This is a genomic window from Bradyrhizobium sp. UFLA01-814, assembly GCF_046718885.1.
In the GTDB taxonomy this organism is placed as follows: domain Bacteria; phylum Pseudomonadota; class Alphaproteobacteria; order Rhizobiales; family Xanthobacteraceae; genus Bradyrhizobium; species Bradyrhizobium elkanii.
The window spans coordinates 34,612-57,641 of record NZ_JAQOSR010000035.1 but is presented as its reverse complement, the minus strand read 5'-3'; the positions used below and the strand labels follow the sequence as shown (position 1 = coordinate 57,641).

22 protein-coding genes and 1 tRNA gene are annotated in these 23,030 nt (G+C 64.2%); 9 read left to right on the top strand and 14 right to left on the bottom strand.

Annotation, left to right across the window (positions count from 1 at the left end; genetic code table 11):
- Positions 1-221: 221 nt before the first annotated feature.
- Positions 222-1,157, top strand: a complete 936-nt coding sequence (fmt, locus tag PMN64_RS13465) for a methionyl-tRNA formyltransferase (RefSeq protein ID WP_411781037.1) — start codon at positions 222-224, stop codon at positions 1,155-1,157.
- On the top strand, positions 1,157-1,894 hold the full coding sequence (gene truA / locus PMN64_RS13460) for a tRNA pseudouridine(38-40) synthase TruA (protein ID WP_411781036.1): 738 nt from the start codon (positions 1,157-1,159) through the stop codon (positions 1,892-1,894). The genes fmt and truA overlap by 1 nt, the downstream gene beginning before the upstream one ends.
- A gap of 254 nt (positions 1,895-2,148) precedes the next feature.
- On the opposite strand, the gene dapE is transcribed toward truA, so the two are convergent.
- The 11 genes from dapE to rpmH form a co-directional block, all read right to left on the bottom strand.
- Complete coding sequence (gene dapE / locus PMN64_RS13455) at positions 2,149-3,315, bottom strand: succinyl-diaminopimelate desuccinylase (protein WP_411781035.1); 1,167 nt, start codon at positions 3,313-3,315, stop codon at positions 2,149-2,151.
- A gap of 17 nt (positions 3,316-3,332) precedes the next feature.
- The gene (locus tag PMN64_RS13450; protein ID WP_411781034.1) at positions 3,333-3,944 is read right to left on the bottom strand and encodes a DUF805 domain-containing protein; all 612 of its coding nucleotides are present in this window, start codon (positions 3,942-3,944) and stop codon (positions 3,333-3,335) included.
- A 242-nt stretch (positions 3,945-4,186) separates the two neighbouring features.
- Positions 4,187-5,032, bottom strand: coding sequence for a 2,3,4,5-tetrahydropyridine-2,6-dicarboxylate N-succinyltransferase (dapD, locus tag PMN64_RS13445; RefSeq protein ID WP_028335932.1), 846 nt, complete (start codon positions 5,030-5,032; stop codon positions 4,187-4,189).
- 258 nt (positions 5,033-5,290) lie between these two features.
- Positions 5,291-5,983, bottom strand: a complete 693-nt coding sequence (locus PMN64_RS13440) for a pyrimidine 5'-nucleotidase (RefSeq protein WP_411781033.1) — start codon at positions 5,981-5,983, stop codon at positions 5,291-5,293.
- A 186-nt stretch (positions 5,984-6,169) separates the two neighbouring features.
- The gene (locus tag PMN64_RS13435) at positions 6,170-7,156 is read right to left on the bottom strand and encodes a DUF1036 domain-containing protein (protein WP_411781032.1); all 987 of its coding nucleotides are present in this window, start codon (positions 7,154-7,156) and stop codon (positions 6,170-6,172) included.
- Positions 7,157-7,215: 59 nt separating this feature from the next.
- Entirely contained in the window at positions 7,216-8,109 is an 894-nt protein-coding gene (argB, locus tag PMN64_RS13430) for an acetylglutamate kinase (protein ID WP_016848093.1), read from the bottom strand.
- Between the two features lie 224 nt (positions 8,110-8,333).
- Positions 8,334-8,702 (bottom strand): DUF423 domain-containing protein, encoded by a 369-nt coding sequence (locus PMN64_RS13425; RefSeq protein ID WP_411781031.1) that lies wholly within the window; start codon positions 8,700-8,702, stop codon positions 8,334-8,336.
- A complete protein-coding gene (gene yihA, locus PMN64_RS13420; RefSeq protein ID WP_028340402.1) occupies positions 8,702-9,352 on the bottom strand; it encodes a ribosome biogenesis GTP-binding protein YihA/YsxC in 651 nt (216 codons plus the stop codon). Before yihA ends, PMN64_RS13425 begins: the two co-directional genes overlap by 1 nt.
- A gap of 213 nt (positions 9,353-9,565) precedes the next feature.
- Positions 9,566-11,461 (bottom strand): membrane protein insertase YidC, encoded by a 1,896-nt coding sequence (yidC, locus tag PMN64_RS13415; RefSeq protein WP_411781030.1) that lies wholly within the window; start codon positions 11,459-11,461, stop codon positions 9,566-9,568.
- 3 nt (positions 11,462-11,464) lie between these two features.
- Positions 11,465-11,860 carry a ribonuclease P protein component gene (gene rnpA, locus PMN64_RS13410; RefSeq protein ID WP_411781029.1) on the bottom strand — a complete coding sequence of 132 codons (396 nt, stop codon included), beginning with the start codon at positions 11,858-11,860 and terminating at the stop codon, positions 11,465-11,467.
- A gap of 32 nt (positions 11,861-11,892) precedes the next feature.
- Positions 11,893-12,027, bottom strand: a complete 135-nt coding sequence (gene rpmH / locus PMN64_RS13405) for a 50S ribosomal protein L34 (RefSeq protein WP_008542748.1) — start codon at positions 12,025-12,027, stop codon at positions 11,893-11,895.
- Between the two features lie 365 nt (positions 12,028-12,392).
- Here rpmH and PMN64_RS13400 point away from each other — a divergent pair, with 365 nt between their 5' ends.
- The 7 genes from PMN64_RS13400 to PMN64_RS13370 all read left to right on the top strand — a co-directional run bounded on the left by PMN64_RS13400 (position 12,393) and on the right by PMN64_RS13370 (position 18,162).
- The gene (locus tag PMN64_RS13400; protein ID WP_028340405.1) at positions 12,393-13,871 is read left to right on the top strand and encodes a sensor histidine kinase; all 1,479 of its coding nucleotides are present in this window, start codon (positions 12,393-12,395) and stop codon (positions 13,869-13,871) included.
- Positions 13,872-14,023: 152 nt separating this feature from the next.
- Positions 14,024-14,100, top strand: a tRNA-Arg gene (locus PMN64_RS13395).
- Positions 14,101-14,362: 262 nt separating this feature from the next.
- Complete coding sequence (locus tag PMN64_RS13390; protein ID WP_411781028.1) at positions 14,363-15,556, top strand: hypothetical protein; 1,194 nt, start codon at positions 14,363-14,365, stop codon at positions 15,554-15,556.
- A complete protein-coding gene (locus tag PMN64_RS13385; protein ID WP_411781027.1) occupies positions 15,540-16,319 on the top strand; it encodes a tetratricopeptide repeat protein in 780 nt (259 codons plus the stop codon). Before PMN64_RS13390 ends, PMN64_RS13385 begins: the two co-directional genes overlap by 17 nt.
- 334 nt (positions 16,320-16,653) lie before the next feature.
- Positions 16,654-17,463, top strand: a complete 810-nt coding sequence (locus PMN64_RS13380; RefSeq protein ID WP_016848119.1) for a sterol desaturase family protein — start codon at positions 16,654-16,656, stop codon at positions 17,461-17,463.
- Complete coding sequence (locus PMN64_RS13375) at positions 17,450-17,737, top strand: DUF5658 family protein (protein ID WP_411781026.1); 288 nt, start codon at positions 17,450-17,452, stop codon at positions 17,735-17,737. The genes PMN64_RS13380 and PMN64_RS13375 overlap by 14 nt, the downstream gene beginning before the upstream one ends.
- Positions 17,738-17,787: 50 nt before the next feature.
- Positions 17,788-18,162: a hypothetical protein gene (locus PMN64_RS13370; RefSeq protein WP_411781025.1), complete on the top strand. Its 375-nt coding sequence runs from the start codon at positions 17,788-17,790 to the stop codon at positions 18,160-18,162.
- A 112-nt stretch (positions 18,163-18,274) separates the two neighbouring features.
- Here PMN64_RS13370 and PMN64_RS13365 read toward each other — a convergent pair whose 3' ends face one another.
- From PMN64_RS13365 to PMN64_RS13355, 3 genes are read right to left on the bottom strand one after another with little or no spacing between them, the layout of a single operon-like run.
- Complete coding sequence (locus PMN64_RS13365; RefSeq protein ID WP_411781024.1) at positions 18,275-19,771, bottom strand: sugar ABC transporter ATP-binding protein; 1,497 nt, start codon at positions 19,769-19,771, stop codon at positions 18,275-18,277.
- Positions 19,768-20,865 carry a hypothetical protein gene (locus tag PMN64_RS13360; protein WP_411781023.1) on the bottom strand — a complete coding sequence of 366 codons (1,098 nt, stop codon included), beginning with the start codon at positions 20,863-20,865 and terminating at the stop codon, positions 19,768-19,770. Before PMN64_RS13360 ends, PMN64_RS13365 begins: the two co-directional genes overlap by 4 nt.
- A complete protein-coding gene (locus PMN64_RS13355) occupies positions 20,862-22,985 on the bottom strand; it encodes an ABC transporter permease (protein ID WP_411781022.1) in 2,124 nt (707 codons plus the stop codon). Before PMN64_RS13355 ends, PMN64_RS13360 begins: the two co-directional genes overlap by 4 nt.
- Between the last annotated feature and the right edge of the window lie 45 nt (positions 22,986-23,030).

The window sequence follows — 23,030 nt, the reverse complement described above, 5'->3', positions numbered from 1 at the left end:
CCATGGTCGTCGGCAGCGTCAGATGTGTATAAGAGACAGGGGTTGGGGTGGGGGTCTTTCCACGAGTCGTATCGCTGAGATAGCCCCCACCCGGATCGCATCTTCGATGCGATCCGGCCTCCCCCGCAAGCGGGAGAGGCCAACCGAATTCGCGGATAGACCCGCGTGCTTCATATGCGATTCCTCTTCCCGCAAGGGAAGGAACAGACCGAGTTTTCGTCATGCCTCTTCGTCTGATCTTCATGGGCACGCCCGATTTCGCGGTGCCGACGCTGCTGGAGCTCGTAGCTCATGGCCATGAGGTCGTGGCCGTCTACACCCGCGCGCCGAAGCCGGGCGGGCGACGCGGCCTGCAGCTGCAGCCGACGCCGGTCGAGCAGGAGGCGCGCCGCCTCGGCATTCCCGTGCTGACGCCGAAGACCCTCAAGACACCGGAAGCGCTCGAGGAGTTTCGCGCGCATGACGCGGATGCCGCCGTCGTCGTCGCCTATGGCATGATCCTGCCCCAGGCCATTCTCGACGCGCCCAGGCTCGGCTGCTTCAACCTGCATGCCTCGCTGCTGCCGCGCTGGCGCGGCGCCGCGCCGATCAACCGCGCCATCATGGCGGGCGATGCCGAGAGCGGCGTGATGGTGATGAAGATGGATGTCGGCCTCGACACCGGCGACGTCGCGATGGCCGAGCGGCTGCCGATCACGGACGGGATGACGGCATCCGATCTGCACGACGCGCTGGCGTCGCTCGGTGCCGACCTGGTGGTGCGCGCGATGGGCGCGTTACAGCGCGGCGGCTTGCAGCTTAAGAAGCAGAGCGAGGATGGCGTCACCTACGCCGCCAAGATCGAGAAGGCCGAGGCGCGGATCGACTGGAAGCAGCCGGCGCATGCAGTGTTGCGGCACATTCACGGGCTCTCGCCGTTCCCCGGCGCCTGGTGCGAGCTCGCGGGCGAAAGCGAGCCGGTGCGGCTGAAAATCCTGCGCTGCGAGCTGGCCAAGGGTTCGGGCGCACCGGGCGATGTGCTCGACGACAATTTTGCGATCGCCTGCGGCGACGGCGCGATCCGGATCCTCGAACTGCAGCGCGCCGGCAAGGCGCCGATGAAGGCAGCGGACTTTCTGCGCGGCACGCCGTTGAAGCCGCCTGCGCAGCTTAGCTGATGCCCCGCTACAAGCTCACCATCGAATATGACGGCACGCCGTTCTCCGGCTGGCAGATCCAGGACACTGCGCCGACCGTGCAGGGCGCGCTGGAGGCGGCGGTCAAGGCGATCTGCGGCGAGGACGTGCGCGTCCATGGCGCCGGCCGTACCGACGCCGGCGTGCATGCGCGCGGCCAGGTCGCGCATTGCGACATCGCCAAGCATTTTCCGCCCGGTCGTTTTCGTGACGGGCTGAACGCGCATCTGCGGCCCAATCCGATCGGCGTGCTCGCGGCTGACATCGTGCCCGACGATTTCGAGGCGCGGTTTTCCGCGACCAGACGGCATTATCTCTATCGCATCACCAACACCCGCGCGAACCTCGCGCTCGACATCGGCCGGGTCTGGCGCGTGCCGCGCGCGCTCGATGCTGACGCGATGCATAACGCCGCGCAGCGCCTGCTCGGCAAGCATGATTTCACCACCTTCCGCGACACCGAGTGCCAGGCCAAGTCGCCGGAGAAGACGCTCGATCAGCTCGACGTCACCCGTGACGGCGCCGCCGTCAACATCGTGACGTCGGCGCGCTCGTTCCTGCACAGCCAGGTGCGTTCCATGGTGGGCTCGCTGGTCTGGGTCGGCGAGGGCCGCTGGAGCGCCGACGACCTCGCCGCCGCGCTCGCCGCCCGCAACCGCGCCGCCTGCGGCCCCGTGGCGCCGCCGGACGGGCTCTATCTGATGCGGGTGGAGTATTAGGCGGTGTGAATGATCTCGTAGGATGGGTGGAGCCAACGGGTCCGCGCAACGCGCGGCCCGATGATAAACTCCGCGAAACCCATCACTTCGAATCCGCGGCGCTCATGATGGGTTTCGCTGCGCTCTACCCATCCTACGGATGTGAGCCTACCCGAAATACCACACTGTATCTGGTGCGGGTGGATGACTCGTAGCCCCAACCCCTACTGTGCATGGGGTTGTTTTCGATGCTTTTGTCCAGCCGAGCGGCTGGATTACCCGAAATACCGCTCCAGCACGCCCCGATAGATCCGCGTCAGCTTCTCCAGATCGGCCACGGGCGTGCGTTCATCGACCTGGTGCATGGTCTGGCCGACCAGGCCGAACTCGATCACCGGGCAATAGCTCGAGATGAAGCGCGCGTCCGAGGTGCCGCCGGAGGTGGAGAGCTCCGGCCTGCGGCCGGTGACCTCCTCGATCGCGGCGACCGCGAGGTCGGTGAACGGGCCAGGCTGGGTGACGAACACGTTCGAGTTCGACGGTGCCCAATCGATATGGGCGCGGATGCGGTTGCCGCAGGCTTTCACCAGCCGTTCGTCGACCAGCTGCCGCAGGCTCTCCTGGGTGTGGTTGTCGTTGTAGCGGATGTTGAATTTTGCCCGCGCCTGGCCGGGGATCACGTTGCTTGCGCTGTTGCCGACATCGACCGTGGTGAATTCGAGGTTGCTGGCCTGGAACTGCGCGCTGCCGAGATCGAGCGGCTCGTCGCTCAGCGCCACGATCAGTCGCGAGATATCAGGCACCGGATTGGAGGCGCGGTGCGGATAGGCGACGTGGCCCTGCATGCCGTCGACGACCAACGTGCCGGATTGCGAGCCGCGCCGGCCGATCTTGATCATGTCGCCCAGCACTTCGACATTCGAGGGCTCGCCGAGCACGCAATGATCGAATTTTTCGCCACGCTCGGCGCACCATTTCAACAGCTTGACGGTGCCGTTGATCGAGACGTCTTCCTCATCGCCGGTGATCAGGAAGGAGATCGAGCCGTTGCCATTCTCTTGTGGCTTGCCGCCATGGTCCTGCAGATATTGCAGCACAGCGGCGACGCTGCAGGCGATGCCGCCCTTCATATCGACGGCGCCGCGGCCGTAGAGATAACCGTCCTTCACCTCGCCGGAGAACGCGCCAAGCGTCCACGCCGCTTCATCGCCGGGCGGCACCACGTCGGTGTGGCCGGCGAAGGTGATATGCGGCGCCGAAGAGCCGATGCGCGCATAGAGGTTGTCGATATCGGCGGTGCCGGGCTCGGAGAAGGTCACGCGGTGGACCTCGAAGCCTGCGGTCTTCAGCAGGTTTTCGAGAACGCCAAGCGCGCCGGCGTCGGCCGGGGTGACGGAGGGGCAGCGGACGAGATCGCGGGTAATCGAGACGGCATCACTCATGCGCCTCGCTTAACACGTCACACGGCGGGGGGACCAGCTTTGTGCGGCACGGTATCGAGCTCGCTCTGCTGGTCCCAGCCGCGCGCGGAGCGCGACCCGCTGTCGCTGCCTTGCCGCACATGGGTTTTCCCGAGCGGATTGGGGCCGTAGCGATTGGGGTAGCGCGTGCCGGGCAGGAAGGCGAGCTCGATGAAGCCCCAGACATAGAGCACGAAGACGATCGTTCCCGCGGCCACCACCCAATAGGATTCATCGGGGAGCCGGTCCGAGAACTGGCTCATGAGACCCGGGATCGCGAAGAACGGCACCATCCACCACCCGCTCTTGTCGCGGTCGTGCAGGCGCTTGATCGAGACAGCGACATAGACCCAAACGAACAAGAACGTTCCGCAGGCCTTGACCAGCAATGCCGGCAATCCGGCCCAGCTCAGCGATTTGTAGCTGTCGGGGTCGAAGGCCCGGAAGATGTCGTCGACATTGAAGCTGAACCCGTTCTTGCCGCCGAGGCCGGCCGAGACCACCAGCAAGGCCAGGAACATCATCCAGCAGACGATGATCAGCCCTGCGAGCCAGAATTTGGCCCGGTTGACGCGGCCCTTGAAGCCGAACAGGTAATTGGCCCAGTCCATGAAAATAAACTCCGGGCTGCGGCAATTCTTCGCGGCCCGGAGATATGTCGGCGTCGGATCGAAATTGGTTCGATCAGTCCAGACCCGTCATCCTGAGGTACGAGCCTTGCGGCGCAATTGCGCCGCTGGGCGAGCCTCGAAGGATGCACGGCCCCGCTGGTGGCCGTCGACCCTTTCGAGACGCCTGCTTCGCAGGCTCCTCAGGGTGACGCTGATGGACTGATCTCGCGGCGAAAGACCGATCAGTCCCGCAGCAGCTCGTTGATGCTGGTCTTGGCGCGGGTGCGCTCGTCGACCCGCTTGACGATCACAGCGCAGGCGGTGGCAGGTCCCGGCTGGCCGTTCTTCAGCGGCTTGGCCGGCAGGGTGCCGGGCACTACAACGGCATATTCCGGAACCTCGCCGACGAAGATTTCGCCGGTCTCGCGGTCGACGATCTTGGTGGAGGCGCCGAGGAACACGCCCATCGACAGCACCGCGCCCTTGCGCACGATCACGCCCTCGGCGACCTCCGAGCGCGCGCCGATGAAGCAGTCGTCCTCGACGATTACGGGCTCGGCCTGCAGCGGCTCGAGCACGCCGCCGATGCCGACGCCGCCGGAGATGTGCACGCGCTTGCCGATCTGGGCGCAGGAGCCGACCGTCGACCAGGTGTCGATCATGGTGGCTTCATCGACATAGGCGCCGAGATTGACGAAGGAGGGCATCAGCACGACGTTGCGGGCGATGAAGGCCGAGCGGCGCACGATCGCGCCCGGCACGGCGCGGAAGCCGGCGTCGCGGAAACGGTTCTCGCCCCAGCCCTCGAACTTCGACGGCACCTTGTCCCACCACGATGCCTTGCCCGGGCCGCCCGCGATCTGGCCCATGTCGTTGAGGCGGAACGAGAGCAGCACGGCTTTCTTCAGCCACTGATTGACCTTCCACTTGCCGCTCGTCTCGCGCTCGGCAACGCGCGCTTCGCCCTTGTCGAGCAGCTCCAGCGCGTGGTCGACCGCCTCGCGGACCTCACCCTTGGTCGAGGTCGAAATGCCTTCGCGGGCGTCGAACGCGGTGTTGACGGTGGTTTCGAGGGCGGACAGCGACATCGGGACAATCCTTGGGCGTATCGGGGATATGGCGGGAATTTTGCACGGCTTTTTCGGAATTTGGGGCAGGAGAGTCAAGGCAAACTCATCTCCCGCCGAGCGGTCTCTCTCTTCCGTCGTCCCGGCCAAGCGAAGCGCGAGCCGGGACCCATAACCACGAATGCCAGCGTTGCGGCACGCTGGGGCCACAGCAAGTAGCCAAGCGCAGATTGGTGGTTATGGGTCCCGGCTTTCGCCGGGACGACACCTGTTGAGAGGCTACGGCTTGAGCCGCTGCAAGAAGCCGGTGAGATCATCCGTGACATGGTCGACATGGGCGGCGTCGCGGCCTTCGAGCTCCCAGGTCTCGCGCACCACCTCCTGGCTGCCGTCGGGCACGACCAGCACGGTGGTCATGCCGAGCTCATGCGGCACCACCAGATTGCGCGCGAGGTCCTCGAACATCGCAGCCTTCGCCGGATCGACGTCGTGGAGTCTGAGGAACTTCTGGTAGGTCTGCGGCGCCGGCTTCGGCTCGAGATCGGCGGCGATGATGTCGAACACGCCGTCGAAATGGTTGCTGATGCCGAGCCGGCCCAGCACCGCATCGACATGGTCGACCGAGCCGTTGGTCAGGATCAGCTTGCGCCCCGGCAGTTTTGCGATCGCGGCTCCCATCGCCGGATTGGGTTGTAGCGGCGAGTGGTCGATCTTGTGCACATAAGCGAGATAGTCGTCGGCCTGCACGCCGTGCTCGGTCATCATGCCGCGCATCGTGGTGCCGTAGCGCAGGTAGTAGTCCTTCTGCAGCCGCCGTGCTTCCTCGGGCGAGATTTTCAGCCAGTTGCTGACGAACTCGCCGATCCGCGCATCGACCTGCTGCCACAGGTTGACGTGATGCGGGTACAGCGTGTTGTCGAGGTCGAACACCCAGGTCTCGACATGGCCGAAGCTGCGGGCAGTTTTAGTCATGGCTTTCTCCGCGTGTCGGCGCGATCGCCCAGTCTTCCGCCGTCGTCCTGGCGAAAGCCAGGACCCATACCGCGGAATCCATCAATGTGGCACGATGCTCGTCGTTCTTCGCCAAACGCAATCCCGTGGTTATGGGTCCTGGCTTTCGCCGGGACGACTGTGGTGTTTGTGGCGCCGTTGTCTTCATCACGGCATCGCAAAGCGCAGCGTCTTGCCGCCGCTGGTCATGTCGACGGTGGTGAAGCCGAGCGCGGCAAGGCCGCGGGCGGCGCAGTCGCCCTGTTCGTTGATCTCGAACTTGCTTTCGCGGGTGCAGAGCTGGACCCCGCCGCCCCAGTTCAGCGGCTTGTCCTTGACGCGGATGGCCCTGTTGTCGTTGTCGACGGCTTCGGCAAACGAATAGATCTGCTTCGGCGTGCCTGACACGTCCGGATGCAGGCACTTGCCGGGGTCGATGCGATACCAGCCGCGGCTGGTCACCGCCTTGCCGTCGTCGGTTGCAACCGCGGCCATCACCTTGTGCGGCGTGTCGTTGCACCAGGTCAGCCCTGATGGCGACGGCTTCTGCACGGCATCGATCATGGTGGCGAAGAAATTCGGCGACTGCACGACGTCGCTGGCGAGCCCGCGGCTCTTCAGGAATGCCGACAGCGCACTCTGGGTCTTCGGCCCGTCAACGCCGTCGATCGGCGCCGCATCGTAGCCCGCGATCACCAAGAGGCGCTGGATGCCGGCGAGGCGCGCCTGCTCGTCGTCATATTCGCTGTCTTCGGCGAGATAGGCGACCAGGTTGCCGTCGTCGGTCTTCGTCGGCGTGATCTGGGTGAATTGCGCGGGCATCTGGCCGGAGCGGCATTGCCGCGCGGCGGCGATCACGAAATTGTCCTGCGCCACGCAGAGCGTGTCGGTGCCGTTCTGCGGGATCGGCGAAGCGCCGTAGACGCCGAGCGCCCGCGCATTGAGCAGCACGCGGTCGGCGGTGAGCGCGCCCTGCACCACGACCCGGCAGGTCGCGGGATCGATCCGGAACCAGCCGCGTGTCGCGGTCGCGGCCTTGTCGTCGATGCCGATCGCGGCCTCGATCACATAGCTCATGCGGTTGCAGAGCTTGAGGTCGGCATGCGCCGGCGCCGACGAGAACAGGAACGACACCAGCGCGGCCGGCAGCGCCATCGCGAGCCGCGCCGCCGGCGACCGGCGAGGGATCCTCGCCGTGTGTCCCGCGTCTGCCATTACTTATGGATCAGCGTGCCGGTGCCCTGGTTGGTGAAGAGCTCGAGCAGCACCGCGTGCTGCGTCTTGCCGTCGATGATCACGACGCCCTGCACGCCCTGTTCGAGCGCGTAGATGCAGGTCTCGACCTTCGGGATCATGCCGCCGGAAATCGTGCCGTCGGCGATCAGCTTGCGGGCTTCCTTGATCGACAGATCCGGAATCAGCTTCTTGGATTTGTCGAGCACGCCCGGCACGTCGGTCAGCAGCAGCAGGCGCTTGGCCTTCAGCGCGCCCGCGATCGCGCCGGCGAAGGTGTCGGCGTTGATGTTCAGGGTCTGGCCGTCCTGCGAGGTCGCGAGCGGCGCCAGCACCGGGATCAGCTCATAGCCGATCAGCTGATTGAGCAGCGTGAGGTCGACCTTTTCGGGATCGCCGACGAAGCCGAGATCGATGGCCTTCTCGATGTTGGAATCCGGATCGACCATGGTGCGCGTCGTCTTCGACGCCTTCACCATGTTGCCGTCCTTGCCGGAGAGGCCCACGGCCTTGCCGCCGGCTTCGTTGATGTAGCCGACGATCTGCTTGTTGACCGAGCCCGCCAGCACCATCTCGACGATCTCGATGGTCGCGGCGTCGGTGATGCGCAGGCCCGCGGCGAATTCCGACTGGATGCCGAGGCGCTTCAGCATGGTCGCGATCTGCGGCCCGCCGCCATGCACGACCACCGGATTGATCGCGGTCTGCTCGAGCAGCACGATGTCGCGCGCGAACGCCTTCGCGGTGTCCTCGGCGCCCATGGCATGGCCGCCGTATTTGATGACGATGGTTTCCTCGTCATATTCCTGCATGTGCGGCAGCGCCTCGGACAGGATGCGGGCCTGATCGAGCGGGCTGATGTGCTGGTCGGTCATGGGGCTAGTCTCGTCGTCAGCGGAGGGGTGGCGCGGTTCTATCTGATTGGCGGGCAGGGCGCAAAGCGGTCTTCAGCCCTCTCCCCCTGTGGGAGAGGGTGGATCAATCGCGCAACGCGCGATTGAGACGGGTGAGGGGTCTGACTCCGCGGATAGAGACCCCTCATCCGTCGCGGACTACGTCCGCGCCACCTTCTCCCACAGGGGGAGAAGGAAGGCAGTCATCACCGCTTCGGCCACACCGCCGCGACCGCCAGTGCCAGCCAGCTCAGGATCAACAGCGTTCCGCCGGCGGGCGCGGCCATCGGAAACAATCCATGGCCGGCATATTGGCGCAGCACGAGGTCGCCCGCGAACAATGACGCCGCGATGACGAACCCGGCCGCCGCCGCGACTGCGAGCTTCGCATGGATGATCGCGCGATCCGCGACCGCGATGGCCGCGACGACGGCGGGTGCATGGAACAGCAGCATCGAGGATGCCGCCGCCAGCCGCGTGGCATCAGGCAGATGGGCTGCGGCCGCCGCCAGCATCACGCCACAGGCGCCCATGATGGCGGCAAGGCCGATCAGGAGGCGGGATGCGCCGCTCATCAGCGCCGTTCCTCGATCAAGCGCACCATGGCGGCACGCAGCTCCGGCATGCCGTCGCCGGTGCGCGACGAGGTCACCAGCATTTCGGGGAAGGCGGCTGGATGCTTTGCGAGCGTTGCTGACGTGTCGGCGATGACGGTCTTGAGTTCGCCGGCCTTCACCTGGTCGGCCTTGGTCAGCACGACCTGATAGCTGACCGCGGACTTGTCCAGCGTCTTCAGCACGTCGAGATCGACGTCCTTGATGCCGTGGCGCGCGTCGATCAGCACGTAGACCCGCGCCAGTGTCGCGCGCCCGAGCAGGAATTTGTGGATCAGCGCCGTCCATGACGCCACCTTGGTCTTCGGCGCCGAGGCGTAGCCGTAGCCGGGCATGTCGACAAGGCGGAAGCCCGCCTTCTCCGGCCCCTCGAAGAAGATCAGCTCCTGGGTTCGCCCCGGCGTGTGCGAGGTGCGCGCCAGGTTGCTGCGGCCGGTCAGCGCGTTGATCAGGCTCGACTTGCCGACATTGGAGCGGCCGGCAAAGGCGACCTCGAGGCCGGCCATCGGCGGCAGCGTCTCGATCGAGGGCGAGGCCCAGATGAAGCGCCAGTCGCCGGCGAACAGTTTTCGGCCTTGCTCGATCAGCGCCGCATCGGGTTCGGTGCTCATGCGAAGGATTCCATCTCGTGGCGGCCGGGCAAAGGCCCAAGGCGGGTCCTTGGCGTAGGACGACCCGGCCATCCAGGTCAATGTCCAGAGCCTCGGTTCTGATTGAATCGAAGGTCGCCCGCTTCGCTCGAAGACGCGCTGGCCGCCCTCCAATACGTCGATGCCCGGCACAAGGCCGGGCATGACATGGTGACGAAGCGCTGTTGCTGGAAGCTACGTCGCCTTCTTTGTCTCAGTCGTCACGCTTTTTTTTTGAAACGTCGACTTCAGATTGTCGAACAGCTCCACCTTCACGCCGTTGCGCCGCATGATGTAGCTCTGCTGCAGCACCGACAGCAGGTTGTTCCAGGCCCAGTAGATCACGAGACCGGCCGGGAAGCCTGCCAGCATGAAGGTGAAGATCAGCGGCATCCAGTCGAAGATCATCTTCTGGGTCGGATCCGGCGGCGCCGGATTGAGCTTCATCTGGACCCACATCGTGATGCCCATGATGATCGGCCAGATGCCCATCACCAGATAGGAGCCGAAATGCGGTCCGAGCAGCGCGATCGGATCGAACGGAATGAGGCCGAACAGCGTGAACAGATTGGTCGGATCGGGCGCCGAGAGGTCCTTGATCCAGCCGAAGAACGGCGCGTGCCGCATTTCGATGGTGATGAACAGCACCTTGTAGAGCGAGAAGAACACCGGGATCTGCAAGGCGACGGGAAGACAGCCCGCGATCGGGTTGATCTTCTCCTTCTTGTAGATCTCCATCATCTCCTGCTGCTGCTTCACGCGGTCGTCAGGATAGCGTTCCTTCAGCGCCTGCAGCTGCGGCTGCACCGACTTCATCTTCGCCATCGAGGCGTAGGACTTGTTGGCGAGCGGGAAGAACAACAGCTTCACGATCACGGTCACCAAGAGGATCGCGATGCCGAAATTGCCGACCAGGCGATAGAACCAGTCGAGCGCCAGGAACATCGGCTTGGTGATGAAGTAGAAATGGCCCCAGTCGATCAGGAGATCGAAATGGTTGAGGCCGAGCTGCTTGTTGTAGCCGCCGAAGCCGACCAGCGGGAAGTTGAGGCCGACCGTGGCGGCCTCCTTCGCGCCGGCGAACAGCCGCCCGTTGGCGACGCCGGTGCCGCCGATCGGAATGGTCTGCGCGCCGAGCATGTAGTCGGTCTGGTAGCGCTTGTCGCCGGTGGTGAAGCGGGCGCTTTCGAGCGTTGCGGTGGTCTCCGGCAGCAGTGCCGTGGCCCAGTATTTGTCGGTGATGCCGAGCCAGCCGTCGGTGACCTTCGTGAACACGATGCCACGCGAGTTTCCGCCGGTCGGGGTCTTGGCCTCGTCGATGTTCTTGTAGCTGAATTCCTGCAGGCCGTGTTCGCCGAGATAGCCGATCGGGCCTTCGTGCAGGATCGCGTAGCCGGAGACCGGCGGCTTGCCGCCGCGCGAGATCAGCCCGAACGGATACAGCGTCACCGGCGCGCTGCCTTGATTGATGACCTCGTCCTTGATGCTGAAGAGGTAGCGATCGTCGATCGAGATGGTGCGGCGGAAGGTCAGGCCCTGGCCGTTCTCGTATTTCAGAATCACCGGGGTGCTCGGCGACAGGCTGTTCGATCCCTCCTGCTGCCAGACGGTTTCGGCGTTCGGCGTCTTCACCGATGAGCCGTTGGCGGTCAGCCACAGGAACTCGGCATAATAAGGCTCGGCCGTGCCCGACGGCGAAAGCAACACGACAGCCGGCGATTTGGGATCGACCGTCTCGCGGAACTGAACCAGCGCCAGGTCGTCGATCCGGGCGCCCTTCAGCGCGATGCTGCCGGTGACGCGCGGGGTCTCGATCTTGATGCGCGGGCCCGAGGCAAGCACCGTTTCGCGGCTCGCGACCGGAGCGTCAGCAGCAGGCGCGCCGGGGGCCGGAGAGGGGGTTGCCGAGGTTCCCGGAGCGGCGCCAGGAGTAGCACCCGGAGTCGCCTGCGGTGCCGGCTTCTGCAACTCCGCCTGGCGCTGCGCCTCGCGCTGCTTCTCCATCTGCGGCACATTGTAGAAGTATTGCCAGGCGATCAGGACGAGGCCGGACAGAATGACGGCAAGGATCGTGTTGCGGTTGTCGGACATCTCTTAGGGTCTCGTCATTCCATTCGGATTGGGCGCGCTTTTGTTACCCGCCTTGTCGTTACCCGTCTTGGGCGCAGGCCGGTCGAGGCGGCGCAGCGCCGACCGCAGGTCGTCAAGCATGGTCGCAAAGTCGCGGGTCAGCGCGTCACGACGGCCCACTAGCACATAATCATGGTGCGGCCGCATGAATACGGCGTCGACCTGTCTCATCACTTCGCGAAGCCGGCGGCGGATGCGGTTGCGCTCGGTCGCGGTGCCGTTCTTCTTGGTGACGGTATAGCCGACGCGGATCGGGCCCTGATCGTCGCGGCGGCGGCCCTGCAGCACAAAAGCTGTGGTATTCGCCCGTGCGCCAATGGCAACGGCGAGGAAATCCGCCCGCTGCCTCAGCCGATCCATAATGGGTATCTCCGGAGAGGAGACGTCCGGGCTCAGGCGCTCAGGCGCTTGCGGCCACGCGCGCGGCGCGCAGCGAGGACCTTACGGCCGCCGGCCGTGGCGAGACGGGCGCGGAAGCCGTGACGGCGCTTGCGCACCAGTTTGCTGGGTTGATAAGTCCGCTTCACGGGTAATTCTCCGCTGACCGGGCAATTTGCCGTTGTATTGAGATGGAGTCCGGTGATGCTGGCAGGCCCAAACGAGCCGTTGACGGCCCCAAAGAGCCGCCCCCGGGTCAAGAACCGGGCCATCGCGGACAGTTGGCGCGGCTTATAAGGGAGCGCCCTGTTTTCGTCAATGTCACAGGCCGTCGCAAAAAGGCTTCTTCGAAACGTCGCAATTGGGGCGAATATATCTGATTTCGCGGGGTATTTGACGGTATGGAGACGCTTTGGGGCGTTCGGGGAACCGCCCACATTAGCGATCCGTAATTTGACCGGCTTGGGGGCCGGGCCCCATCTTCCGACCCCTAAGCCAAACAAGGCCTTATCTTGTGGCTCTAACTGACGATCAGGCGACCGCGCAGAAGCAGCGGCCCAAGCCGTCCCCCCGGCTCGGGCTGTCGGGCAAGCTTTTGTTGCTGACAATTCCCCTGGTGATGATCGCCGGGCTCCTGATCTACGTGCCGGCGATCGCCAACTTCCGGATGAACCGGCTCAATGACCGCTTGGCCGCCGCCAATACCGCGGCGCTGGTGCTCGATGCCGCCCCGTCCGGCCTGGTGCCGGAATCGCTAGCGCGGCAGATCCTGACCAGCATCGGCGCCCGTGCCGTTGCCATCAAATTGGGACAGCAGCGCCGGCTGCTCGCCAGCGCCGACCTGCCGGCCGCGATCGACCATGACGTCGACATGCGGACCATGACGGTGTGGTCGGCGATCGTCGATGCCTTCGAGATCATGCTGGAGCATGGCGACCAGACCATCCGCGTGGTTGGACCCGCGCCGGGCCAGGCGCAATTCATCGAGGTCGTGATCGACGAGAAGCCGCTGCGGCAGGCGATGTACCGCTTCTCGCGCAACGTTTTGGTCGTTGCATTGCTGATCGCCGGCCTGACCGCCGGCCTGGTCTATCTGGCGCTGCATTATCTGTTCGTGCGCCCGATGCGGCGGCTGACCGCGAGCCTGGTCGGCTTCCACGAGAATCCGGAGAGTTCGGCGCGAATCATCGTGCCGAGCCAGCGCGGCGACGAGATCGGCGTTGCCGAGCGCGAGCTGTCGGACATGCAGCGCGACCTCGTCTCGATGCTGCATCAGAAGAGCCGGCTTGCCGCGCTCGGGCTCGCCGTCTCCAAGATCAACCATGATTTGCGCAACCTGCTGGCGTCCTCGCAATTGCTGTCGGACCAGCTGGCCAGCGTGCCCGATCCGCGGGTGCAGCGCTTTGCGCCGAAATTGTTGCGCTCGCTGGAGCGCGCCATCGCCTTCTGCCAGTCGACACTCTCCTATGGCCGCGCGCAGGAGGCGGCGCCCGATCGCCGCGTCATCATGGTGGAGCCCGCGGTTGCCGAGGTGCGGGAGTCGGCGGGGCTTGCGACCGATGTCTCGATCACCTGGATCAGCGCGATCGAGCGCGGCCTGACCATCGACGCCGACCCGGACCAGCTGTTCCGCGTGCTGCTCAATCTGGTGCGCAACGCGACGCAGGCGCTGGAAAGCCGGCCGGCCAGCGACGGCGGCGCGCAGCAGATCCGCATCACCGGCCGCCGCGAGGGGACGGTTGCGATCATCGAGGTCTCCGACACCGGTCCGGGCGTTCCGGCCAAGGCGCGCGAGCACCTGTTCGAGGCGTTCCAGACCTCCGGCCGCCCCGGCGGCAGCGGACTCGGCCTTGCGATTGCCGCCGAACTGATCCGGGCGCACGGCGGCCACATCCATCTGGTCGAGGGCACCATCGGCGCCACCTTCCGGATTTCGATCCCGGATCGTCCGGTGGAACTGCTGTCGGTCCGCAGCGAGCGGGCGAGGGCGTAGGCGCCGTTCCGGTATTCCGGGGCGGCTAAAGCCGCGCCGAAATTGGCGTTTCCAGACCTTGCCAACTGGAGCCGGAGCCTGTAGCTAGAGCGCTCTTTCGCGACGTTCCGGGGCTCCCGGAGCCATGCGGGCTCAAGCCCACCCGCGAAAATGCGCCCGTAGCTCAGCTGGATAGAGCATCAGACTACGAATCTGAGGGTCGGACGTTCGAATCGTTCCGGGCGCGCCATTCAACTAAGTTCCCAAGCGCTTCGCTGCCGCGTGGAGCGGCTACATGGGCCTCGAATGACACCGCGACCATCGCGAGGATGAAGAATGCTGCGGGTGGTCATTGGCATCCCTCAATCCTCGACAGCCCGATAGACCCTAACGAACAATGGAGCTCTGGCGCGCCTAAACAGCCTTGGTCCGTTCACCGGCGACCGGGTAGTCTGGTTGCGTTTCTATTTGCGCGAGTGCTATCTGGGAACCCGCAAGAAAGGGGCGGGGAAATGGCACGCAAGGCAAGGGTGACTTCGGACAATATCGCTGCTGCAAACGACAAGGTTGAGAAGGAGGTCGCGCGACGCAAGCGCACCGTACGCAGCTTTCCGGCGGCTCCGTTCGAGGACAGCATCGATTTTGTGAAGAGCATGTTCGAGTTCGGAAGCGGTGAAGCTGTGCGTAGGCTCTCGCTGTTCGACCATATCGGCAAGTCGCCAGACAGCGGCGCGAGCCGCATGTTGGTAACCAACGCGAATAAGTACGGCCTCATCAAAGGCAACTATGCGGGCGAAACGCTCGAATTGACGCAAGACGGTGTACGTACTGTTGATCCGCAGATACCGGCACGAGACCAGCTACGTGCAAAAATCAAGCTATCGATAGAGGATATCGAGATTTTCGCAAAGCTCCATGAGCGATTTGTTGGCCGGGCCCTGCCAGCGAAGACTGCTCTGATTGATACGGCTATGGAGTTGGGTGAAACCAAAGACGCTGCCCCGGAGGCCGTTGAAACATTCATCCTCAATGCGCGATATGTCGGCCTGCTAGCGATGCTGTCCGGTGCGGAGCGCCTCGTCTCCAAAGACGCTGCGGTGGATGCTGTTCAGCAGCCCTCAGGACAGACGACGTTGGGAACGCCCTCTTCGTCCAATCTACCACCGATAGCGCCGCCACCGGCTGGCGCTGTCATAACCGCAGATCACGCCAAATTCGAAGCTACGTGCTTCTACATCAGTCCCATCGGAGCTGCTGACAGCGAGTATCGCCAGCACTCCGATCTGTTTATGGGCACGCTCATCGAACCCGCCGTAGCGTCGTTCGGGTTGTCACTGGTGCGTGCCGATCAGATAGATAAGCCGGGAATGATCACGAAGCAGATCATGGAGTTTCTCGTCAAAGCCCGACTTGTCATCGTCGATATGTCCTATCACAATCCAAACGTCTTCTATGAACTGGCAATTCGCCATATGATGCGGCTGCCTATTGTGCAGATCGTTCGGAAGGCGGACACCATACCATTCGACGTCAACCAGATGAGGACCGTCATCATCGATACGTCGGATATTTACTCGTTCGCGCCGCGCATTAGCACCTACCAGACGGACATATCCTCTCACATAAGGCGAGCGCTCGAAGCTCCTGAGGCGGTTGAGACCCCAATATCCATTTTCTTTCCAACGTTGCGTGCGGCGCTGGCATAGAGCCGCCGGATGGCGTCACCGCGCAGATTACGCGGCCTCATCGTGGCGCTGTTTGACCGCGAGAACGGAACTTTACGCGGACGCACAATTCCTCCTCGGCCGTTGCCATCATCAAGGAGGCGGTGTCGTCCCGCCAGACTACGTCGTTGCCGCCTCATGGTATCGCAAAGCCCTCGCCCAAGGGCATCCCCAGGCCGCGGCCTACCTTGGTAACTTGTGCGAGCTCGGAAAGGGTATGCCACAGGACTTCGGTGAGGCTCGTCGGCTCTACGAAATCGGCGCGGCTCAAGGTCTGGTTTCCGCGCAGGTGAACCTTGCCGTCATGCTGACAACGAACAGAGGAGGGCCCGTCGATTTTCCCGCGGCGTTTCGCTGGTTTCTGGCAGCCGCAGAGCAGGGCAACAGCGCCGGGATGAATGGTGCCGGCATGTGTTACGTCTACGGCCATGGCGTCGAGCGCGATATCACGAAGGGCCTGACCTGGTTGGCGGCGGCTGCCAACCAACGGCAGCCAAACGCAATGCATACGTTGGCCGCGCTGCTTTTCGATGGGACGGTCACGCCGAGAAATCTGGAGCAAGCCTACATCTGGGCATCGCTCGCACTTCGCGCCTACAACAGCGCAGATGGCAAAATTCCCGTCCTCCGGGAGCTATACGAGAAGATCTGCAAGATGCTGTCGGCGGATGATCGCGCACGGCTCGACGCAGCCGCGGCGCACTGGAAGGCGGACGCGCCAGCCCCGCTACCATTGTTGCACTAATTGTCGGTGTTGGCGTGTGCGGGGCAGCGCGCGAGACAGATTGATTCAGGCGGTCCAGCGGGACATCATTCGCGGCCATAGGCGCTCGGCCATGCAGGCTGTTGCGAGGCGGGCGCCGGGTCCGCTTCAGCTGGCTGTCGCCGCACCGGATCGGAGGCCGGCCTGCAAAAATGCGCCCGCGCGGGTCGGAATCGGGCCGAAGGCGGGGGCCGCCCCGTAAAAACCCTGCTTGCCCCCGCCGGATCGTTGAGAAAAAATAAGCTTTTTCAGCTTATAGGCACAGAAATGTTTTTATTCTTATTGTCTGTCCTTTTGAACCGGCGAGTCATCCCTCATGCAGAGTGACATCGCAAACGCCGTATTTTATGCGGCCGTATTCCTGGGCATCGTCTACACCAGTCGCATCCTGGAGAAAAGATGGCCGATCGCGGACGTTCCCTACGGCGAGTTTCGCGATGATTGGCTCGCGGTGATCGTGAGCCTCGGGTTGTCGTCCATGCTCGCTCCGATCGCGGCGATCAGTGCGGGGAAAATTGCCAGCTATACCGGTCTCGGCTGGATCAAGCTGCCGACCGACGGTTACTGGTGGTACGTCTCCCTCGCAATCATCGTGGTCGCATTCGATCTCTACAAGTACGCATACCATCGCCTTCAACATGCGATCCCCTTTCTTTGGGCGATGCATTCCTTCCATCACAGCGCGAACGGCGTGACGTTCATTACCGGCGGTCGGCATTTCTGGCTGGAGCGGGTGTTGTCCGACGCGTTTCTTCCGATCATGGCAATCCTGTTCCGCATCCCGCCGGACATGGTGATCGCGGTGGGCTTTATCTTCTTCATGCCCGATGCGTGTGCCCATCTCAACGTCCGCATTCCGCTCGGTCGGTATGTGACATGGATCAACAATCCGCAATGGCACCGGATCCATCATTCGGTCCTTCCCGAGCACAGGGACAAGAACTTCGCTGCCTGCTTTCCGCTCCTCGACATTCTGTTCGGCACGGCCTGGATACCGAAGCCGGACGAATATCCTGCAACGGGCCTCGTGCCTGCCGAGCGCGTGGACATCATCAATAGTGTGATCTGGCCAATCCGGCATCTTCGGCATTACTGGCATCGGGAGTCTCGGAATGAATTGGGTTAAGGGTTTTCTGGTGCTCCTCGCCCTGCTGCTGGGTTACGCCGACCTCGTGTCGACGAATGTGATCCTGAGTCTCGGATTGGGTGAGCTGAACCCGTTCATGCACCTGGCGCAGACATGGTTCGGCGTATGGTGGCTGGTGCCCAAGCTTGGTTTGACGTTCGTGGTCACGTGGCTGCTTTGGCGGAGCAACAACGTTTACAACATCGCTCTCGTCGTCGCCTTCTGCTCCACGCCTGTCCTGAACAATCTCGTCATCATCGCGGGCACGAACTGAATCAATCCCTTCGTCGGTTGCCGCAACTGGCGACGTCAGGAGGATCAGTGATGTCGGACAGGTTCGTTGTCGCCTGCATGGTCTGGTGTGCGCTGATCCTGGGGGCTCCGGGGGCGACCGTGCACGCGCAGACGCCGTCGAACTGCAAAGAGCCGCAGACCGGCACCAGCCGCGTCCCGATGTTGTCGCCGCCGCTGGCCAATGTGGTGACGGGCACGGGTCGGCTGCAATTCTACTCGGCGCCGAATCTGCACTGTCCGATCCGCGGGGTGTTCGTCATTCCAAATGACGCGCTGATCGCTTATGCGCAAACCAATGATGGCTGGTCGTCGGTGATGTACCTCAATCCGGGGACGGGCAACGACGTCTCGGGTTGGGTGAGGTCGGCGAGACTGAAGGTGACTGGAACGGTCGGACCAAAGTAGCACGCGACCGGGATCGCAGTGGGCGGCTTCCCGCGCCGCACCTGCTTGAGCGATGCCTGCATGAATGCGTCGCGTGCGGCGAGCCGGCCGTGACGCACGTCCGCTGCGGCGATCAATGAATCGCCGCGTACATGATCTTCTCCTCGGTGGCTTCGAGCGCGGAGAACTCCTCGACCACCTTGCCCTGGCGCGAGACCAGGATGCGGTCGGACAGCGCCATGATCTCGGGCAGATAGGACGAGATCACCACCACCGCCTTGCCCTCGTCGGCGAGCTGGTTGATCAGCTCGTGGATCTCGACGATGGCGCCGACGTCGACGCCGCGGGTCGGCTCGTCGAAGATGATCAGTTCGGGCTCCTGCACCAGCGATTTGGCGATCACCACCTTCTGCTGGTTGCCGCCCGACAGCTCGACCACCTTGGCCTCGTCGCCGATGGCGCGCACCTTGAGGCGCTGGGTCCAGGTCTTGCCGACCGAATTGGTCTCGCGCCGCGACAACATCATGCGGCCCCCGGGAAACTTGGAAAGCAGGCCGAGATAGATGTTGCGGGCGATCGAGGCGGTTTCGAAGAAGCCCTCGACCTTGCGATCCTCGGTCACATAGGCGATGCCGGCCTTGACCGCCGGCGCCGGAACCCGGTAGCGCACCGGCTTGTCGTGCAGCAGGATCTCGCCGCCGTGGAAGAAGTCGCGCTTCAACACGCCGGACACGATCTTGAAGGTCTCGGTGCGGCCCGCGCCGACCAGGCCGAACACGCCGGTGATCTGCCCGGCAAACACCGACAGCGAATTGTTCTTCACCATCGGCGCCATCTTGAGGTTTTGCACCGTGAGCACGCGCGCCCCCGCCGGCCGGACGCTGGTCTTCCGCGCGCCATACAGCGTGTTGGAGAGGTCGCGTCCGACCATCGCCTGCACGATCGCAGCGCGATCGAATTTCGCGGCATCGTCGGTGATGACGTGCTTGCCGTCGCGCAACACGGTGATGCGGTCGGCGAGCAGCAAAGCCTCTTCCAGCGCGTGCGAGATGAAGATGATCGAGACGCCGCGCTTCTTGAGGTCACGGACCAGGTCGAAGAAATACTTCTTCTCTTCCGGCGTCAGCGACGCGGTCGGCTCGTCGAAGATGATGACCTTGGCCTTGTGCAGAACCGCGCGCGCGATCTCCACCATCTGCTTCTTGGCGGCGCCGAGCCCGCTGACGGTCGCGGTCGGCGTCACGTCGAAATTCAGCGATTGCAGGAATTGCTGGGCGGCGATGTAGATGCCGCGCAGCCGGTTGTAGAATTTCTCCTGCCCGAGAAACAGGTTTTGTGCGACCGTCATGGTCGGCACTAGGCTGTTCTCCTGGAACACCATGGCGATGCCGAGATTGCGGGCCTCGAGCGGCGTCCGCGGCGCGACCTCCGCGCCGTCGACACGCATGCCGCCGGAGGTCAAGGTCACGACGCCGGCCATCACCTTGGTCAGTGTCGACTTGCCGGCGCCGTTCTCGCCGACCAGCGCGTGGATCTCGCCGCGGCGTAGATCGAAGTCGACGCCCTCGATGGCGGGCACACCGGCGTAAAGCTTGGTGGCCTTGCGCAGGGAAAGCACGGTGTCGCTCATGAGCCGACCTCCTCGGCGAGCCCGGCGAGGGGCAGTTTCAGCACGCGGCCCGGTCCCTTGGCGATCAGCACAAGGTCGCCGCCCAGCTCGAGCGCCGCGACGACGCCGTGATTGACGCCGTCGACCCGGCTGTGCAGCGAATACTTTGGCTTGCCGTCCTCGCTCAGCCGGATGACGAGGCCATAGGAGCGCGGCGGCGCCCACGGCTTGATCACGCCCATCGTCTTGATGTGGGCGCCCTGCATCGGCTCCTTGAACGAGAAGCCCGAGCGCAGCCGCGGCGCCACCCAATAGGCCGGGTCGATCTCGGCCATCATGCGACGCCGATAGGCCGGCTCGCGCAGCACGAACTCGATCAGCTGGGTGCGTGCGGTGAACGCGGTGAGCCAATAGCCGCCGCCCGCGGCCTTCGACAGCCGCGACGGATAGACGGGCAAATGGCCGAGCACGACCTGCGGCGGCCTCCCGTTCGAGACAAGAACGAGGCGATGCCGCCAGCTCTCGCTGACCAGCACGCCGTCGCTGCACGCGCAGGCGCCGAAGGCGTAAGCGAGCTTCGACGCCGGCGGCTGCACCGACCTGGTCCTGGGATCGAGCCGGAATACGCGGCCGCTCCGGTTGAGCTCCATCAGGTCGCGCGCCCAATCATCGATGCCGCAGCTCACCGAGCCGTCGGTTGCGATCAGGGACCCGTCGCCGGCCTGCGTCAGCGCGTTGATCGCGTTGAAGGCGGCGTCGCTGAAAGTCACGCTCGACTCGCCCGACGAGGGATCGGCGTAGAGGCGCACCTCGCGGCCGCCGAGCGCGACCGCGATGCCGCCGCCGGTGAGCGCGCAGAGCGCCGAAATCGGTTGCTCGAAGCGGCGCAGCTCAGTCGCCCCGCCGCCGTCGAGGCGCAGCAGACGCCGGCCGTCAGCGACATAGAGGTTGCGGCCGTCGGTTGCGAGATCCTCGGGCGCCTCGCATTCCAGCAAGGTGGTCGCCGTCTCCAGTTTTTGATTCGGCTTCAGCGCGCCGTCGAACGACGGCACGGTGATGGTGGCCTCGCCACGGCCGAGAAAGCGGTTGGCGAATTCCCTGACGGCCGCGATCACGACAGCTTCCCCCAGCGCTTGTCATACTGCACGAAGTTCGGGTCCGCGTTCTCCAGCTTGTAGCGGCCGATCCGGTTGTTCATGATGCCGCCGAGATAGAGATAGCCGCGATGCTCGCGCATCGAGGTGATCATCGGATGGTTCTCGCCGCGCAGGTCCCAGAACGATTCAAGGATCTTGCCCTGCTCGTTGAACTTGACCACGCAACCGGTGTTGATGTTCGGGAACAGCCATTCGTCGACCGGGACGCGCTTGGCCATGCGGCGGCGGAAGCCCGGCATCTTCCAGGCAAGGTCGAGCGAGGGGCTGCGCATGCCGACCAGCGCCAGCCAGTAATTGCCGTCGGAGGCGAGGTTGATGTTATCAGGGTAGCCCGGCAGATTGTCCATCACCACCTCGACCTGGCCCTTCTTCGGCCCCGCGAACCACAGCCGCTTGATCGAGCAGCCGAAGGTTTCGGCGAACAGGATCGACTGGCCGTCGCTGGCGACGCAGATGCCGTTGGGGAATTTGAGGCCGCGCAGCGCCGTATGCGTCGCGCCGGTCTTGGTGTCGTAGCAGATGATGCGGCCGTTGCCGCGCGCCTCGAGCCCGTCGATCGGCCATTCGTCCATCTCGTAGCGCACGGTGGCTTCGGAGAAGAAGATCAGGCCGTCGTCGGTGATGTCGAGGTCGTCGGCGAGCCGCAGGCGGCTGTCGTCGTTCACCGAATGCATGCTGCGATTGGTCTCGTCGGTCGCCTTCTCCACGGTGCCGTCGGGCGTGATGCGGTAAAGGCCCATGCCGCCGATGCAGACATAGAGATTGTCCTGCCGGTCGAACGCCATGCCGAGCGGCTGGCCGCCGATATGGGCGAACACCTCCATGCGCTGATAGTCGGGCGCGAAGAAGCGCATGATATCGCCATGGCGCGAGCCGGCGTAGAGATTGTTGTTGCGATCGAGGATCACGTCCTCCGGCGCCTCGATGCGGCCGAGGCCGATCAGTTCGACGTCGCGCAGCTTGTCGTTCTGCTCGAACGGGCCGCCCTGGCCGATCTCGGTGGCCGGAGGCGGCGGCAGCGCATGATAGGTCGGCGCGACATAGACCTTGCTGATGATGCGGGTGCGGTTCTTCTGCCAGCGGATGTCGACCATCGCCGCAACCAGCAGGATGCCCGCCAGCGCCATGCGGTTGATACCGCCGCGCGCATTGAGTGTGGTCAGGCCGTTGGTGATCAAGAGCACGATCAGCACGCCGACCAGCGATTTGGCGACCGAGCCCTTGCCGCCGCCGAGCGTGATGCCGCCCAGCACGGTCGCGGTCAGCACGATCACCTCGAGGCCGATGCCGATGTCGCCGCCGACGGTGCCGAGCCGGGCCGCGAAGAACAGCGCGGCGATGCTGGTCAGTACGCCGCTTGCGACATAGCAGAGCGCGATGGTGCGGCGGACCGGAATGCCGGAATTGTAGGCCGAACGGCGCGAGCCGCCGATCGCGGTGATGTGCCAGCCCGGGCGCAGTCGGGTCATGAAGATATGGCCGAAGATCGCGATCGCGATGTAGACCAAGGCGACGCTCGGAATGCCGAACACGTCGCCGCCGCCGATGAAATTCCAGGACGGGATGTCGGGGAAGGCCGCGGCGATCGAATTGGAGTAGCGCTGGATCAACAGATCGAACGCCGAGCGGTAGATGATCAGGGTGATCAGCGTGGTGATGAAGGCGCGCAGCCTTAGGTAGCCGATCAGGACGCCGTTGACGGCGCCGAGCAGTGCACCGCAGATGAGGGTGGCGACCACCACCGCGGGAACCGGCCAGTTCAGAACGTCGAGCAGATAGAGCGCGCAGAAATCCGTAAGCGCGAAGATCGAGCCGACCGACAGATCGATGCCGCCGACGATGACGACCAGCGCCATGCCGAGGCCGATGAAGCCGATCTCGCCGGCCTGCCGCGCGGTGTCGGCGAGGCTCGACGGCGACAGGAAGTGATCGATGGAACGGCTGAGCGCGAAGCCGACGATCAAAAGCAGGATCACCGGTATTGCGGTCTCGGTCCAACGCTTGGACAGGATCTCGCCGAGGAGATGATCCGGCCAGTAGCGGTAACGCAGGCTCGTCAGGGTGTCGCGCATCGGCATTCCAGCAAGGCGTTCGATTTGGGAAGATCGACGTCCCGGGCGAGG